This is a genomic window from Microbulbifer sp. NBRC 101763 (genome assembly GCF_040371615.1).
Classification (GTDB): domain Bacteria; phylum Pseudomonadota; class Gammaproteobacteria; order Pseudomonadales; family Cellvibrionaceae; genus Microbulbifer; species Microbulbifer variabilis.
This window is the reverse complement of the sequence record NZ_BAABQV010000001.1, coordinates 302,672-316,845: the sequence shown is the minus strand read 5'-3', so window position 1 is coordinate 316,845 and position 14,174 is coordinate 302,672. Positions and strand designations below refer to the sequence as shown.

Annotated in this window: 15 protein-coding genes; 8 read left to right on the top strand and 7 right to left on the bottom strand. The window is 50.9% G+C overall.

Annotated features, from left to right (window positions below; genetic code table 11):
* Positions 1-16 precede the first annotated feature (16 nt).
* Positions 17-829: a class I SAM-dependent methyltransferase gene (locus ABWV76_RS01485; protein ID WP_020414708.1), complete on the bottom strand. Its 813-nt coding sequence runs from the start codon at positions 827-829 to the stop codon at positions 17-19.
* A 22-nt stretch (positions 830-851) separates the two neighbouring features.
* Positions 852-1,151, bottom strand: coding sequence for an MTH1187 family thiamine-binding protein (locus ABWV76_RS01480; RefSeq protein WP_020414707.1), 300 nt, complete (start codon positions 1,149-1,151; stop codon positions 852-854).
* A gap of 130 nt (positions 1,152-1,281) precedes the next feature.
* Here ABWV76_RS01480 and ABWV76_RS01475 point away from each other — a divergent pair, with 130 nt between their 5' ends.
* The 4 genes from ABWV76_RS01475 to mnmC all read left to right on the top strand — a co-directional run bounded on the left by ABWV76_RS01475 (position 1,282) and on the right by mnmC (position 4,933).
* The gene (locus ABWV76_RS01475; RefSeq protein ID WP_353375044.1) at positions 1,282-1,812 is read left to right on the top strand and encodes a glycine cleavage system transcriptional repressor; all 531 of its coding nucleotides are present in this window, start codon (positions 1,282-1,284) and stop codon (positions 1,810-1,812) included.
* 94 nt (positions 1,813-1,906) lie between these two features.
* Complete coding sequence (trmL, locus tag ABWV76_RS01470) at positions 1,907-2,377, top strand: tRNA (uridine(34)/cytosine(34)/5-carboxymethylaminomethyluridine(34)-2'-O)-methyltransferase TrmL (RefSeq protein ID WP_020414705.1); 471 nt, start codon at positions 1,907-1,909, stop codon at positions 2,375-2,377.
* 17 nt (positions 2,378-2,394) lie between these two features.
* Positions 2,395-2,934, top strand: coding sequence for a flavodoxin FldB (fldB, locus tag ABWV76_RS01465; protein WP_020414704.1), 540 nt, complete (start codon positions 2,395-2,397; stop codon positions 2,932-2,934).
* A gap of 13 nt (positions 2,935-2,947) precedes the next feature.
* Positions 2,948-4,933: a bifunctional tRNA (5-methylaminomethyl-2-thiouridine)(34)-methyltransferase MnmC2/FAD-dependent 5-carboxymethylaminomethyl-2-thiouridine(34) oxidoreductase MnmC1 gene (gene mnmC / locus ABWV76_RS01460; protein ID WP_353375043.1), complete on the top strand. Its 1,986-nt coding sequence runs from the start codon at positions 2,948-2,950 to the stop codon at positions 4,931-4,933.
* A gap of 8 nt (positions 4,934-4,941) precedes the next feature.
* On the opposite strand, the gene ABWV76_RS01455 is transcribed toward mnmC, so the two are convergent.
* Positions 4,942-5,583, bottom strand: coding sequence for a DUF502 domain-containing protein (locus ABWV76_RS01455; RefSeq protein WP_353375042.1), 642 nt, complete (start codon positions 5,581-5,583; stop codon positions 4,942-4,944).
* Between the two features lie 9 nt (positions 5,584-5,592).
* On the opposite strand from ABWV76_RS01455, the gene ABWV76_RS01450 reads away from it, so the two are divergent.
* Positions 5,593-6,420 (top strand): glutaminyl-peptide cyclotransferase, encoded by an 828-nt coding sequence (locus ABWV76_RS01450; RefSeq protein WP_020414701.1) that lies wholly within the window; start codon positions 5,593-5,595, stop codon positions 6,418-6,420.
* Here the strand turns inward: ABWV76_RS01450 and ABWV76_RS01445 are convergent.
* A complete protein-coding gene (locus ABWV76_RS01445) occupies positions 6,401-6,832 on the bottom strand; it encodes a hypothetical protein (protein ID WP_282951126.1) in 432 nt (143 codons plus the stop codon). The two genes, ABWV76_RS01450 and ABWV76_RS01445, sit on opposite strands and share 20 nt — an antisense overlap.
* Before the next feature lie 152 nt (positions 6,833-6,984).
* Here ABWV76_RS01445 and recQ point away from each other — a divergent pair, with 152 nt between their 5' ends.
* Both recQ and ABWV76_RS01435 read left to right on the top strand, forming a co-directional pair.
* Positions 6,985-8,787, top strand: coding sequence for a DNA helicase RecQ (gene recQ, locus ABWV76_RS01440; RefSeq protein WP_353375041.1), 1,803 nt, complete (start codon positions 6,985-6,987; stop codon positions 8,785-8,787).
* 102 nt (positions 8,788-8,889) lie between these two features.
* Positions 8,890-10,401 (top strand): CoA-acylating methylmalonate-semialdehyde dehydrogenase, encoded by a 1,512-nt coding sequence (locus ABWV76_RS01435; RefSeq protein WP_353375040.1) that lies wholly within the window; start codon positions 8,890-8,892, stop codon positions 10,399-10,401.
* A gap of 383 nt (positions 10,402-10,784) precedes the next feature.
* On the opposite strand, the gene ABWV76_RS01430 is transcribed toward ABWV76_RS01435, so the two are convergent.
* The 3 genes from ABWV76_RS01430 to djlA all read right to left on the bottom strand — a co-directional run bounded on the left by ABWV76_RS01430 (position 10,785) and on the right by djlA (position 13,264).
* Complete coding sequence (locus tag ABWV76_RS01430) at positions 10,785-11,627, bottom strand: OmpW/AlkL family protein (protein WP_020414697.1); 843 nt, start codon at positions 11,625-11,627, stop codon at positions 10,785-10,787.
* A gap of 455 nt (positions 11,628-12,082) precedes the next feature.
* Entirely contained in the window at positions 12,083-12,397 is a 315-nt protein-coding gene (locus ABWV76_RS01425) for a BolA family protein (RefSeq protein WP_282951129.1), read from the bottom strand.
* 84 nt (positions 12,398-12,481) lie between these two features.
* Positions 12,482-13,264 (bottom strand): co-chaperone DjlA, encoded by a 783-nt coding sequence (djlA, locus tag ABWV76_RS01420; RefSeq protein WP_020414695.1) that lies wholly within the window; start codon positions 13,262-13,264, stop codon positions 12,482-12,484.
* Positions 13,265-13,498: 234 nt separating this feature from the next.
* On the opposite strand from djlA, the gene ABWV76_RS01415 reads away from it, so the two are divergent.
* Positions 13,499-14,116: a hypothetical protein gene (locus ABWV76_RS01415; protein ID WP_353375039.1), complete on the top strand. Its 618-nt coding sequence runs from the start codon at positions 13,499-13,501 to the stop codon at positions 14,114-14,116.
* Positions 14,117-14,174 lie beyond the last annotated feature (58 nt).

The following is a 14,174-nucleotide window of genomic DNA, read 5'->3' as shown; positions in this document are numbered from 1 at the left end:
GAGGTGGGATTGTGGCTTAAGACTTTGGCTTGCGGAAGCGCAGGGTCATGCGGTCGCTCTCACCAATAGCCAGGTACTTATCCTTATCCTCATCCCCCAGGCGCAGCGAGGGCGGCAGGGTCCAAACCCCTTTCGGGTGCTTGGCAGTATCTTTCGGGTTGGCATTCACCTCACTGGCTTCCTCCAGCTCGAAACCCGCTTTCTTAGCGACTTCAATTACGTACTCCTGGGTGACATAACCACTCTTAATCATATCTTCCATGCTGGTACCAGGTTTGGCGCGATGCTCAACCACACCCAGGATGCCGCCAGGCTTTAGGGCAGCGAAAAAGCTGGCAAACGCTTTATCCTGATAATCGCGGTACATCCAGTTGTGTACATTGCGGAAGGTCACTACGGCATCAGCACTGCCGGCAGGTGCAACTTCACGGCCAGTCTGGGGTGAAAACTCGGTAATAACTACGTTTTTGTAGGCTTTTTCATTACCTGCGAGCTTTTCCTTAAAGTTCTTCAGGGAGCGCTGATAATAAGCAGACTCACTGTCCTCAGGAAAGTGTGCCGCGTAGAGCTTACCCTTCTCACTCAGGTAGGGGCCGAGAATTTCCGTATACCAACCGCCTCCGGGAGTAATCTCCACAACGGTCATATCCGGCTCAATTCCCATAAACTTGAGGGTTTCTGCGGGATTGCGGTACTGGTCACGAGCGGCGTACTCCTTGCTGCGCTGGTCTCCCTTGATTACCGAACTCAAGTCGGCAGCCTGCGCGCCAGTGGCCAGGGCCAGAGCACCAGCTAGCGCTACCAGAGATTTCTTGATATTGATCGTCATAATCGTTCCTGTTTTGTTATCGTTAATCCAGCTTCGATCGCACACTGTCGATCTTATCCTGTAATGACTGGTCACGGTCTACACGAGTTCCCAATTTCAGGCTGGTGGTGATGCGCTCAGCACCCATAGCATGCACCCGCTCATGACAGGCTTTCACTGCCGCCATCACCTCATCCCACTCCCCCTCTATGTTGGTGCCGTAAGCATGTAAATGGTGAGTAAGCCCGGCTTCCGCCAACGCTTTCTCGCACTCTGCAACATACTTACTTACGGACACCCCTACACCCATGGGAATCACACATAAATCGGCAAGTACCTTCATCGACAGTCCCTCGCAAGTTACCCGGTACGGGCGTGAAAGATAATGGCTTTGAGATTGACCGATAGAGTTATCCGACGAGATCCTATTACAATGCTTTCTATTGGTCTCTAGTGAAGTAAAGGAATATTACATGCAACAGCATCTCGTTATCTCTCTGATCTGTGACGACAAGCCCGGTGTTGTAGAGAAGCTTTCGACAGCCATTGCTGATAACAGCGGCAACTGGGAAGATAGCCATATGGCGCACTTCGCAGGAAAGTTTGCCGGTATTCTGCGTGTCGCCGTACCCGGTGACAAAAGCCAACCCATGAAAGATGCCCTCGCCAAACTGGCCGACGACGGATACAACCTGGTAATCGAAGATGCCGTGGCCGTTTCAACCTCCCCACAGCAGACCCTTACCCTAAAGCTGGTAGGCAATGACCGTCCGGGCATAGTTCGAGAAATCTCCCGTGCGCTCACTGCCCACCATATCAATATGGAACAGCTGGAGACCATCTACAGCAGCACACCCTGGAGTGGCGAGCCCCTATTCACCGCCGAATGCACCATCAGTGTGGACGAGAATATAGATCTCGATGGCCTGCGCGATGAACTCGACCAGATTGCCAACGAACTGGGTGTGGAAATCGACTGCGAGGAGATCGCCACCCCCATCTAATTGTGGAATAATCCGCAGCCATGCGAAGCTGGGCACTTCCGCCCAGCTCAATTCAGCCAAGCCATATAGCGCCACCACAGGCGACTCCCAGCGAATGTTCAAGATTGTTCTGTACCAACCTGAAATTGCCCCCAACACCGGCAATATTATTCGCCTCTGCGCCAATACCGGCGCCGAGCTGCACCTGATTGAGCCCCTCGGCTTCGATATGGACGATAAACGCCTGCGCCGCGCCGGGCTCGATTACAGTGAATACAGCCGTGTAGTTCGCCACCAGGACTGGCAGACTTTTCTCGACAGCGAAAAACCGGCCCGGGTATTGGCCCTGTCCACCAAAGGCAGTCATAGCCATACTTCTGTGGCGTATCATGACGGCGACGCTATCGTCTTCGGCCCCGAGACCCGGGGGCTGCCGGCGGAATTTCTGCAGGAAGTAGGCCACCAAAACACCCTGCGTATCCCGATGCGTGCGGAGAGCCGAAGTATCAACCTGTCCAATGCCGCCGCCATCGTCATCTACGAAGCCTGGCGGCAGTTGGACTTTAGTGGCGCCCTCACCCAGTAGTAAGAATTTCACTTGTTATGCAAAATTCTCAAGCCCCAATAGGGCTCTTTTACGGCTCCAGCACCTGCTACACGGAAATGGCCGCAGAGAAAATCCGCCAATGTATCGGGACCCAGTGGATAGACATACACAATGTGGCTGAAGTGGATATCGCCCAGGCTGAGGATTATGACTTCCTGCTGCTCGGTATACCTACCTGGGACTATGGCGAGTTACAGGAAGATTGGGAAAATATCTGGGATGACCTGGCGCAACTGGACTTACACGGCAAAACTGCAGCCCTGTTCGGCCTTGGCGACCAGGAAGGCTACCCCCAGTGGTTTCAAGACGCTCTAGGTTATCTGCACGCTCAATTGCAGGCTTGTGGAGCCCGTATAGTGGGCTACTGGCCCGCAGAGGGCTATGAGTTTGAGGAGTCCAAAGGCCTTACTTCCGATGGCAGCCAGTTTGTTGGCCTCGCTCTCGATGAGGAAAATGAATTCGACCTCAGTGAAGAGCGAATCCAGCGCTGGTGCGATCAGGTAATGCGCGAGTTTGGCCTGCGAGACGAGGCCTGACGGAAGCACAATTGTGAGCGAACCCAGCAATAAGCACGCGGATATCGATTGGCGCGAAGATGGTCAACCCTTGTCCCGAGCCTACGACGATATTTATTTCTCTACCGCCTCTGGACTGGAAGAGACTCGTTACGTATTCCTACAGCAAAATTCCCTGACGGAGCGCTGGGCAGATCTGCCAGAAAACGGCACCTTTACTATCGGCGAAACCGGTTTTGGCACCGGCCTTAACTTCCTGGCCGCTTGGGAGTTGTGGCAGAAAATTGCGCCCAAAAGCGCTCACCTGCACTTTATATCCGTGGAAAAGTTTCCACTGCGACCGCAGGACTTGAGCCGCGCCCTGGAGCTCTGGCCCCAACTTCAACCGTTTTGCCAACAACTGATCAGCAACTACCCGCCCCTGCTGGCTGAGGGCGTGCATCGACTGCAGTTCGGCCAGGTCAACCTGACCCTGATTATCGGGGAAGCCAGTGAAGCCTTAAGTAACTTACGCCTGCAACAGGAGTCCCGTGACCGGGTGGTGGATGCATGGTTCCTGGATGGCTTTGCTCCAGCCAAAAATCCGGATATGTGGACGCCGCAATTGTTTACGGCTATGGCCACCCTGAGTAAACCCGACGCTACCTTTGCCACTTTCACCTGTGCAGGGTTGGTTAAGCGCGGGCTCCGTGACGCTGGCTTTAAGCTGCACAAAGTGCCCGGATTTGGCCGCAAGCGGGAGATGTTGAGCGGCTCGCTCGAGGAGCTCTACTCCAGCGGGGTCAGCGCGACCCCCTGGCACCTGCCGACAGCGGCCCCCAAACGCCCTCAAACTGCTGCCATTATTGGCGGTGGAATCTCCGGCGCTACTATTGCCAGGGCCTTGGCGGAACGTGGAGTTCAAGTACGGGTCTTTGAACGAGGAGACTCCCCCGGCAGCGGTGGCTCAGGCAACAACCAAGGCATTCTCTACGGAAAGCTCTCCCCCAAGCCAGGACCAAATGGCGACTTTAACCTGCACGCCCTGATGTTCGCCCAGCGCTACTATCGCCAGCACTGCCCTCAGGTAGCGCATTTCAGCGGCCTGCTGCAATTAGCCCAGACCGAAAAAGAGCAACTGCTCCAGTCTCAAATTGCCGCATCCTTGGCATTATATCCGGGGCAAATGGTGGCACGAGCTGTAACCTCAACCGAGGCCAGTGAGCTGGCTGGCGTTCGCCTGCCTTTCTCGGGGCTCTATTTCCCTGACGCAGGCTGGCTGGAACCGCAGAAAGTCTGCAGCGCCCTACTGGAGCACAAAAATATTGAATGGCGTCACACCAGCAATATTGATCTGCTGGAGCACTCAGGTGGCAGTTGGCTACTGCAAGCTGGCAGTGAAAAAATTGAAACCGACATTGTGGTGCTCTGTGGGGCCAATGATATTCGCAGTTTCGCCCCAGCTACCGCCTTGCCACTGAGACCCATACGAGGCCAGGTATCCCGAGCACTGGCTACAGCTGGCTCTGCAAAGCTCAAAATGGCCCTTTGCGGCGAGGGTTACATCACCCCCGCATATGAAGGCCGCCAGAGCTTTGGGGCAACATTCAAGCTCAAGGAGACCGCTATAGATCTGCGAGATAGCGAACACCGGGAAAACCTGGAGACCTTGGCCGGGCTGTTGCCCGGAGTCGCTCAAGAATTTTCAGACCAGACCCTTACTGGCCGCGCCGCCCTTCGTGCCGCTACGCCAGACTACCTGCCCCTGGCGGGCCCGCTACCCAAATGGGATTCACTTGAGAATACTTACAGTGACCTGCGTAAAAACCGTAAACTACTTATCGATAAGCAGGCCAGTTACCAGCCCGGTTTATATGTCATGGGCGGATTGGGCTCCCGCGGATTTACTTATGCCCCATTAACTGCAGAAATACTTACTGCCTGGATCTTGGGCGAGCCCCTGCCGGCCAAAGCAGACCTGGTTAAAGCCCTGCACCCGGCAAGATTCGCCATTCGCAACCTCGGCAAAAACCGCAGCTAAAACCCCACTTAATCGCGCCCTTTTCCTTTTTCAGAAGGTTTCTCCGGTAGTGCCAGCAAATTGGCACTACCGGCGCCGCAGGCCACTATAGTTTTCATCGCGGCCTCTACCGTCACTCCCGGTAATATTTCCACACACTCTGCAGGTACGTGGAACACAAAGCCGGAAGTCGGAACCGGGGCAGTAGGGACATAAACGGTCATATCCCCATTGGCGTGCTGTGAAGTCACAATAGCAGTAACCGCCAGCGGGTTATCGGCCCCATGAATTCGCACTCTCGCGACTGGTCCTGACAACACTCCCTCACCGCCGCCTCCTATAAACTGGAGAACCACGTCTTTGATGGTGCTATATCCCGGCGCCAAGCGCCCCAACCAGTGATCCACATGGTGATGCAGCCAATGGCCGATACTGGTTTTTACCAATAAACCAATCAGGAAACAGCTACCCAAAATCAACGCTATCACCACAAGCCGTGCAAGGGTATCCTTAAACTCCGTGTGGGCCTCCAGCCAAACAACGGCTGGCGCTACGATTTCACTAATTTGACCAAATAGCCACTGAAACAGCAGCACAAAAATGGCTATAGGCAGCACGACTGCCAGGCCACCCAACAGGGTCAAAGTGACAAAGGTTTTTACTCTGGTCATAGACTATTGATGTACCGACTTAGAATTCGCAACTGGATACTGCTACTACTTACTACCTTGCTGCCACTGGCAGCAGAGGCACAGCTCCAATTGACCCCATTCTCCATCCTGGAAGAGCGCCAGCGCGGTGGAAACCACTTCACTCAAGGGCTTTTCTATGATGGACAGCGCTGGTGGGAAAGCAGCGGATTATATCGCCGCTCCTGGCTTGCCGAGTATACCGACCCAGCAGCAAAACCCGTAAGGCGCAAATGGTTACCGCGTAAACTTTTTGCCGAGGGCCTCACGGTTCTTGGGGGCAAACTTTACCTGCTTACCTACAAAGCCGGCGAGGCCCATATCTACCGAGCCAGTGACCTTCATCACCTGGAGATCCTTAACTACAGCGGTGAAGGTTGGGGACTTACCAGCGATGGCACACACCTGATTATGAGCAACGGCAGTGACGAACTTGCTATTCGCGACCCGGATAATTTCAAAATACTACGCAAACTCAAAGTAAAGGGTGCAGGGGAAAAGTGGTCGCACTTAAACGAACTTGAGTTTGCTCAAGGTATGATCTGGGCAAATATCTGGCAGGACAACCGTATTATTGCCATAGATCCGAAAAGCGGACAGGTAATAGGCGGTATAGATCTGCAGCAACTGACCCCAGATGTACGCAATCATCCGGATACTGTGGCCAATGGCATAGCCTGGGACAAGGAGCGCAACGGCCTCTGGGTAACGGGGAAATACTGGAAACAATTATATTTGATTCGCCCGCAAGGGCTCGGCTTCAACAACCCCGATACCATAAAACCTGAAGCATCAAAAGTTAGCGCTTCTGGTCGATAACCGTCAGTACACCGCCATTGCGTAGATAGTCCATAGACGAAAGCTGTAATTGCAATTCGAAACCATAGCCACGGCTTTGGAGGCTGACACCATCTAACCCATCTTCACCATCGTAAAGCACTGTGGATTGGCCGCTCTCATCCTGCCACTGGATTCCTTCCACTTTACGCATTCCCGGTAATTCAAGGGTTACCAAAGTGAACTCTTCGGGGAGTGGCTGCAGCTCCACTTGCGCAACACCTGATACGGTAGCAAGAGAAAATACCAGCTGGTTTTCCGGGGCGGAACGCCACCCCAAATGAGTATCTGCAACAACAGACTGCGCTAACTCACGTGGAGCAATAGATGAGCAACCCAGAGGCCCAGCCAAAGTACAAAACCACAACACAAAATACAGGATCAAAGTGCGCATAGCCCTATCCATAGCCGGTCGCTGTGATAGCTTGCGATTATACCCCGTGATTCATCTCACAAAACAAAAACTGCCATTGCATGGTATTTCAAGAAAAAAACGATAAATAAACTCACCGCACAAACCTGCCCTGCGGGGTATACTCCGCCGCCATGAATTCTCCACAGCATATTCTCGAACACGTCTTCGGCTATACCCATTTCCGCGACCCACAAGAAGCGGTGATCAATACTTTGATGGCCGGAGAGGACGCCTTGGTTTTAATGCCTACCGGTGGGGGGAAATCCCTGTGCTATCAGATCCCAGCCCTGGCCAGACCTGGCTGTGGAATAGTGATATCCCCTCTTATCGCCTTGATGCAAGATCAAGTGGAGGCGCTACAGGAAGCGGGTATACGCGCGGCTTTCCTGAATTCTTCACTTTCCTACGATGAAGTACAGTCGATAGAACACCAGCTTTTGCACGGCGAACTGGATCTTCTCTACTTGGCGCCGGAACGGCTTTTACAGCCTCGTACTCTTGCTCTCCTGCAGAGAATCCAGCTGTCATTATTTGCCATTGATGAGGCCCATTGTGTATCCCAGTGGGGGCACGACTTTCGTGCAGATTACCTGCAATTGAACTGCCTGCACGAGCAGTTCCCCAGAGTGCCACGAATCGCCCTGACAGCGACCGCCGATAAGCGCACTCGTGCAGAAATTGCCCAGCGCCTGGATCTTGAGGGCGCACGTCATTTTGTCAGTAGTTTTGACCGCCCCAATATCCAGTATCGCATCGAGCCAAAAGATAACCAACGCCGCCAAATGCTGCAGTTCCTCAAAAATGACCATGGAAGTAATGCCGGGGTTATCTATTGCCTGTCCCGCGCCAAGGTGGAGAATACTGCTGAGTGGCTGTGCCAACAGGGGTTTACGGCCCTGCCCTATCACGCTGGCTTGCCAGTAGAGACCCGGGCTGAACACCAGCGGCGTTTCCTGCGAGAGGAAGGTGTTATTGTCGTCGCTACCATTGCCTTCGGTATGGGAATCGACAAACCGGATGTCCGTTTTGTTATCCATCTGGACCTGCCCAAAAGTATCGAAGCCTACTACCAGGAAACCGGGCGAGCCGGACGGGATGGGGAACCCTCCATCGCATTGCTACTTTATGGCCTTGAGGACGTAGTAAAACTTGGACAAATGGTGGAAGCATCCGAGGGCAGTGAAGAGCACAAGCGCCAGGAACGTGCTCGCCTCAATGCCATGCTTGGCTTGTGCGAAATTACCAGCTGTCGCCGCCAGTCTCTTCTGCATTATTTTGCAGAGGACCTGGAAGAGCCCTGCGGTAACTGCGACACCTGTCTTGAACCTCCCGCGACCTGGGACGGCAGCGAAGCTGCTGTCAAATTGCTCTCCTGCGTCTATCGAACCAGCCAGCGCTTTGGTGCCAGCCACGTAATCGACGTACTGCGGGGCTCAGAAAATGAGAAAGTGCGCAAATTTGGTCACGATCAACTCTCCACCCATGGGATTGGTAAAAGTCTTTCCACTATCGAGTGGCGCGCGGTGGTCCGCCAGCTAATCGTGCGCGGCTACCTGGAGGTTGAGGGTGAATATCAATGTTTAAGACTGACAGAAATCTGTCGTCCCTTATTACGAGGTGAAGAAACTCTATTCTTGCGCAAGCTGCCAAATAATGCGACTCAAACACAAACTCGGAATACCGCGAATCTCGAAGAGCTAGCCCCAGAGGAGCAGCCGCTGTGGGAAGCCCTGCGTAACTGCCGTAAGCAACTGGCGGAGGAGCGTGGTGTGCCTCCATATGTCGTATTTCACGATGCCACCCTAAGAGGCATGGTCAAGGCTCACCCGTACACTCGAGCAGAGTTACTTAAAGTTTCCGGTGTAGGTGACAGTAAGCTCGAGCGCTTCGGGGATGCTTTTCTCGCCGTCTTGCGGGATTTCCCCAAGCTGTAGAACCTTTTATCTCCTGGGATTTTTTCCACCTTGGGTTTACCTGTGTTAAAAAGGCGGAAAGAAGTAAAAAAATAATGCGTTAATCCCCAGCGAGAAAATCCTATGAAAGTGATAGGCCACCTGATTAATGGCGCCCTGACCCATAATGATGACAGTGGTGCCGGTTTCCGCCTACAGGATGTCACCAACCCCTCTACCAATGAAGTTCTCGGCAAAGTTTCACTAGCCAGTAAAGCTACCGTGGAAGAGGCCATTGCAGCTGCCGAAACCGCCTACCCTGCCTGGCGTAACACCCCGACCGCCAAGCGTGTGCGGATCATGTACCGCCTGAGAGATCTGCTGGAACAAAACGCAGACAAGATTTGTGAACTGATTACCCTGGAGCACGGCAAGGTGCTTAACGATGCGATGGGAGAACTGCAGCGCGGGATTGAGAATATAGAGTATGTCTGCTCAGCTCCTGAAATGCTCAAAGGAGAACACAGCAAAAATGTCGGCCCCGCAATTGACTCCTGGAGCGAATTTCAGCCCCTAGGTGTCTGCGCAGGGATCACTCCTTTTAATTTCCCGGCGATGGTCCCTTTATGGATGTGGCCAATGGCCATTGCCTGCGGCAACACTTTCATACTGAAACCTTCAGAGCGCACTCCTTCCTCAGCCCTATTTATTGCAGAATTAGGTATTGAGGCAGGTATCCCTGCAGGAGTCTTAAATGTCGTCAACGGTGATAAAGAAGCTGTAGATACAATACTCACCGATAAGCGTATTCAGGCAGTTAGCTTTGTCGGCTCTACTCCGATTGCGGAATATGTTTATACCACCGGCACCGCACATGGAAAACGAGTTCAAGCATTTGGCGGAGCCAAAAACCATGCCATAGTGATGCCCGATGCTGACCTGGATAACGCTGTCGCAGCCCTAATGGGAGCCGCTTACGGCTCCTGTGGCGAACGCTGTATGGCCATTTCTGTAGCTGTCGCAGTTGGGAATGATACAGCCGATACCTTAGTCGAGAAACTCAAAGAACAGATAGCCACACTCAAAGTTGGCGATGGCATGGACAACCAGAATGACATGGGTCCATTAGTTACTTCTGCCCACCTGGAAAAAGTTCAAGGCCTTATAGCCACAGGGGTCGAGGAAGGTGCGAAGCTGGTTATCGATGGTCGCAATTTAAGGACTCCAGGCTTAGAGCAAGGTAATTACCTTGGAGCCTGCCTGTTCGATCATGTTAAACCTGAAATGATAATCCATAGCAGTGAAATATTTGGCCCTGTTCTTTGTATTATGCGTGTAGAAACCATGCAGGAAGCCATGGATATTATTGATCGCCATGAGTACGGAAACGGAACTTGTCTATTCACTCGTGATGGAGAAGCGGCTCGATATTTTAGTGACAATATCAAAGTCGGCATGGTAGGTATCAATGTTCCGCTACCCGTACCCGTCGCACATCACAGCTTCGGCGGCTGGAAGCGTTCACTCTTTGGCGATTTACATGCATACGGACCGGATTCGGTACGCTTTTACACCAAACGTAAGACCATTACTCAACGCTGGCCGGCAAGCGGGGTTAGAGAGGGAGCCCAGTTTAGCTTTCCAAGTAATGGATAGTTGTAAAGGTACTTCGGGGCTCGTAGCTAGCCCCTTATCAACTAAAAATAAAAACCACTTCCGGCGCTATGGAAATAAAATTAAAAGCAGATCATTTACTATTTAAGCTATCTTACACAATAAATCAACCACTACTGCATTATTAACAACCACCAACACCCTACATTTCAATCTCCATAAACCAAGAGAAAATCTCAAGATCACATAAAAAGTTAAGCGAGATCAGAAATTAAAATATATAAGAAAAATTCTCACCATAAAATTCAGAAAATGAATTATCGATGGAATGCAGAGGAGAAATTTTTAGACTTAAAAAAGGATGCGATAGACAGTATCTTAAAAAATGAAAGGGGTGCACAGCACCCCTTGCAAGGTAAGATTAATTACCAGTGGAAGTCAAACTTATAACCTACACCGATATTAAAAACCCAGGGATCAAACAGATAATCACCGCCAAATCTATGACGATAGTTCACCTGCCTTGGTACATCTGTGAAGAAAGTATCAACTTCAATATCAGTATCAACATCATAATATATACCAGCAATATTTATTAGCCAGCTACTATCATGACCAAAAGTAAAGTCAACACCAATTTGCCAGGTATAACCCCAATTATCCCCCAGGTTTAGCCGACCACCCCAGAATTCACTCCTTCCAGTGAATGGGTTGATCCAACCCCAATCTCTTAGGCGCTCACTGCTGAAGTCGGTATAGTTAATACCAACACCCATGTAAGGCTGTATCAGGCAGCTAGGAGGCAGAGGATACCAGTTCAGGTATGCAGCCGTCATCTGGGGTTCCCAGCGGGCAAAATCACCTCTACGGCCGAACTCACGCAAACCAAAGCGATTATGCCAGCCATCTCGACGTCCACCGGTATGGCGATCACCATCGGTATAGCTTAAAGAAACACTCCAGTGATCCCAAGGCTTCCATTCCGCATTAATAAACCAACCCCATTCGTCACTTGGGTCGATATTAGTTCTAAAAGCGCCCCATTGACGATTGAAATTAGGGTTAATAGGATCCGGCCAGATAAGCAAACTATCAGCAAAAGTCACATTATCCGAATTCGGAGAAATGTAAGCACCACCAATACGGACCTTAAATTCCTGTGTAGGCGGTGGCGGAGGGGCATAGCCAGCGGGTCCTGCCGAAGCGACACTAGAGATTGCTAAGGCGAGGGGCGTCATTACGGGTATCAGAATACGCGTCATCTTCATTTGTGGTAACTCCATTGAAATTCAGCAGATCAAACAGCAATCAGCCCAATCAATGGTCAGTCTAGTCGCACGAAAATACGGGTGTAGAAAAAACGCTCAATTGTTGGCGCCTAAACTTAGTTTTTTATTTTTATGGCAGATATAAAATCTTTTGGCGCGTTATTGATTAGTCAGAATAGTGGTTAGTTACGGTTTTTATGGCTTAATCTATTTTACCTGCTTATCCATACCCCTCCCAAGATGCCTCTCTCTACCCAGCTCTATTGGGCGGATAATGAATACAAGATGAACTAGGCGGGTAGATAGAAAAAGAAAAAAATGACAAAAAAAGAACAGACTCGACAGATAGTATAAGAGCTACATAAGGCTCTTCATTTGAGCTTTATGTAGCCAAACCTAGGGGAGGAGTTATCTATAAAACGATGAAACCTAATTTCTCAAAATAACTAAGGCACTTATTTGCCTTTGCTTTTACTCCCGCCTTGGCATTCAGGGCTACTCGGAGCCTCGCCTTGCCATTCATCTGGCGCATAAGTATGTAATGCAAGCGCATGTATCGGGCCAGCCATTTCATCAGAAAGAGCAGCATATACCTTTTGGTGGCGCTGAACTTTTCTAATGGAGTTAAAAACATCACTAACCAAAACCACCCGGAAATGCATCTCTGAGCCCACTGGCACATTGTGCATATGGCTTTCACACTGGACATCAATATATTGCGGGTTAAATACGGCGCTTAATTTTTCTTCTATTTTTTGGGCAAGACTCATAAGATCTCTCAAAAACTCAATAGGGTGAAGTATGCGTGTTTAGCTCTGACGAATAAAAAGAATGGGGGTATTAACACCCCACAATCAACTTACAACTTTTGCCTTACGCTTTCTTTCCTCAACAACTGCTTCATAGGCGACAGTGATGCTTTTCATCTGATCTTCAGCATGGCGCATAAACTCTTCAGGGAGGCCTTTGGCGGCTATTTTATCTGGGTGATACTCTGCAGCTTTGCGCCTATAAGCCAGCTTCAGATCTTTATCACTGGTCTCCGGAGAGCAGCCAAGTACCGCATAGTGCTGCTTCAGATCGGATGCGCTGTTTCCACCCCGTCGCCCAAATTCATTCTGCATGGCAGTAAAAAGAGATTCATGCAGCCCCAGGTCAGCAGTGATTCGGCGTAAAATTTCTTCTTCCGCAGCATGTAATTCACCGTCCGCATAGGCAACAGCAAACAAAAGGCGATAAACCATTTCACGCATTGCTTGATCGTGCACCAGCATCCGGTACTGCCTGGCATAATCATAAATACTGTACTTATCAGTCTTCGCATTCTCAAAAATACGAATAGCATCTTTGCGCTCTTCACCTCCGAGGCGAAGATTATTTTGGATGAACTCCTCAATCAGCTGCACTTCCGCCTTGGAAACAAGCCCATCGGCCTTGGCCATCTTCGCCAACATGGAAAATAGCGTCACGATAAAAATTGTCTGTGCTCCATCTCGATTAAGCACAGCCTTGGCACCACCCAAGCGCCGCAGCCCTGAGCCGAAGGAGCTACCTACCCAAGCACCCAAAGCTGCTCCAATGGGCCCTCCGAACATAAAGCCAAACCCGGCGCCGATTCCCGCCCCTAACCAGGACATACTCTCTCCTCCGAGTGCCAATCAGCACTCCAATATCAGATATTTCTACTTGAAAGAGCGCACATAATACCACGCAGAAGTTTGCGCCAAGATACATTTATGACTTATCGGTCAAAAATCGCTTGGCTTAGATGTACAATGCAGGCTGGATATCCTTATCAAGTCCGCTAGCTGTCCCTGGCAATCTGCCACAATTAAGGTTGAGTATTCTTCCCAGAACTGAGGACGGATTAAATGAAACTGCGACAAGCAGTACGTTTATTACCACACATGGCCTTTTGCGCATCACTGTTTCTGGTTTTCACGGCCTGCGAGAACCGAGCGGGCAAGCACAGCCAGACTGCTGAAACGCAGGATGCCAGAGCTGACAAAACCGGACATCAGGACTGGGAAACTATCGTAGAGGTTCTCCTGCACCCCCGGTGCCTAAATTGCCATCAGCTAGAGATGCCCCTGATCAACGAAGGTTCCCCACATATCCCTCGTGTAGAGCGAGGCCCAAATAATATGGGATCAGGGACCATGCAGTGCCGCAATTGTCACTCCAATCAAAACAATCCTGTGACAGGAGCACCAGGTGCCCCAGGATGGGCCATGGCACCAATCGAACTTAACTGGTCACATATGTCTTCAGCTCAAATCTGCAAGCTCCTTACAACCCCACAAGATAATGGCGGCCGCTCTCCCGAGAGCCTACTGAAGTTTATGAGTGATAACCCACTGGCACTCTGGGGCTGGAACCCAGGGGGAAAAAGGCAACCCGTGACCATTCCACATGAAAAGCTGATTGAAGCTATGAAAGGATGGATTGCTGCAGGCACGCCCTGTCCCCCAGAACGCACCTCAAACTAACTCAATCAAGGTTTATTCAATAAAAGCGAGCCATGATTTAAGCTCGCTTTTATTGCTT

Excerpts from the sequence above, each read along its gene's own strand:
- ABWV76_RS01430 (WP_020414697.1), bottom strand. The coding sequence starts at position 11,627 with ATGAAGATGACGCGTATTCTGATACCCGTAATGACGCCCCTCGCCTTA.
- ABWV76_RS01425 (WP_282951129.1), bottom strand. The coding sequence starts at position 12,397 with ATGAGTCTTGCCCAAAAAATAGAAGAAAAATTAAGCGCCGTATTTAAC.
- ABWV76_RS01475 (WP_353375044.1), top strand. The coding sequence starts at position 1,282 with ATGCAACAGCATCTCGTTATCTCTCTGATCTGTGACGACAAGCCCGGT.
- ABWV76_RS01435 (WP_353375040.1), top strand. The coding sequence starts at position 8,890 with ATGAAAGTGATAGGCCACCTGATTAATGGCGCCCTGACCCATAATGAT.
- ABWV76_RS01455 (WP_353375042.1), bottom strand. The coding sequence starts at position 5,583 with ATGACCAGAGTAAAAACCTTTGTCACTTTGACCCTGTTGGGTGGCCTG.
- ABWV76_RS01415 (WP_353375039.1), top strand. The coding sequence starts at position 13,499 with ATGAAACTGCGACAAGCAGTACGTTTATTACCACACATGGCCTTTTGC.
- ABWV76_RS01480 (WP_020414707.1), bottom strand. The coding sequence starts at position 1,151 with ATGAAGGTACTTGCCGATTTATGTGTGATTCCCATGGGTGTAGGGGTG.
- ABWV76_RS01485 (WP_020414708.1), bottom strand. The coding sequence starts at position 829 with ATGACGATCAATATCAAGAAATCTCTGGTAGCGCTAGCTGGTGCTCTG.
- djlA (WP_020414695.1), bottom strand. The coding sequence starts at position 13,264 with ATGTCCTGGTTAGGGGCGGGAATCGGCGCCGGGTTTGGCTTTATGTTC.
- fldB (WP_020414704.1), top strand. The coding sequence starts at position 2,395 with ATGCAAAATTCTCAAGCCCCAATAGGGCTCTTTTACGGCTCCAGCACC.
- recQ (WP_353375041.1), top strand. The coding sequence starts at position 6,985 with ATGAATTCTCCACAGCATATTCTCGAACACGTCTTCGGCTATACCCAT.
- ABWV76_RS01450 (WP_020414701.1), top strand. The coding sequence starts at position 5,593 with ATGTACCGACTTAGAATTCGCAACTGGATACTGCTACTACTTACTACC.
- ABWV76_RS01445 (WP_282951126.1), bottom strand. The coding sequence starts at position 6,832 with ATGCGCACTTTGATCCTGTATTTTGTGTTGTGGTTTTGTACTTTGGCT.
- trmL (WP_020414705.1), top strand. The coding sequence starts at position 1,907 with ATGTTCAAGATTGTTCTGTACCAACCTGAAATTGCCCCCAACACCGGC.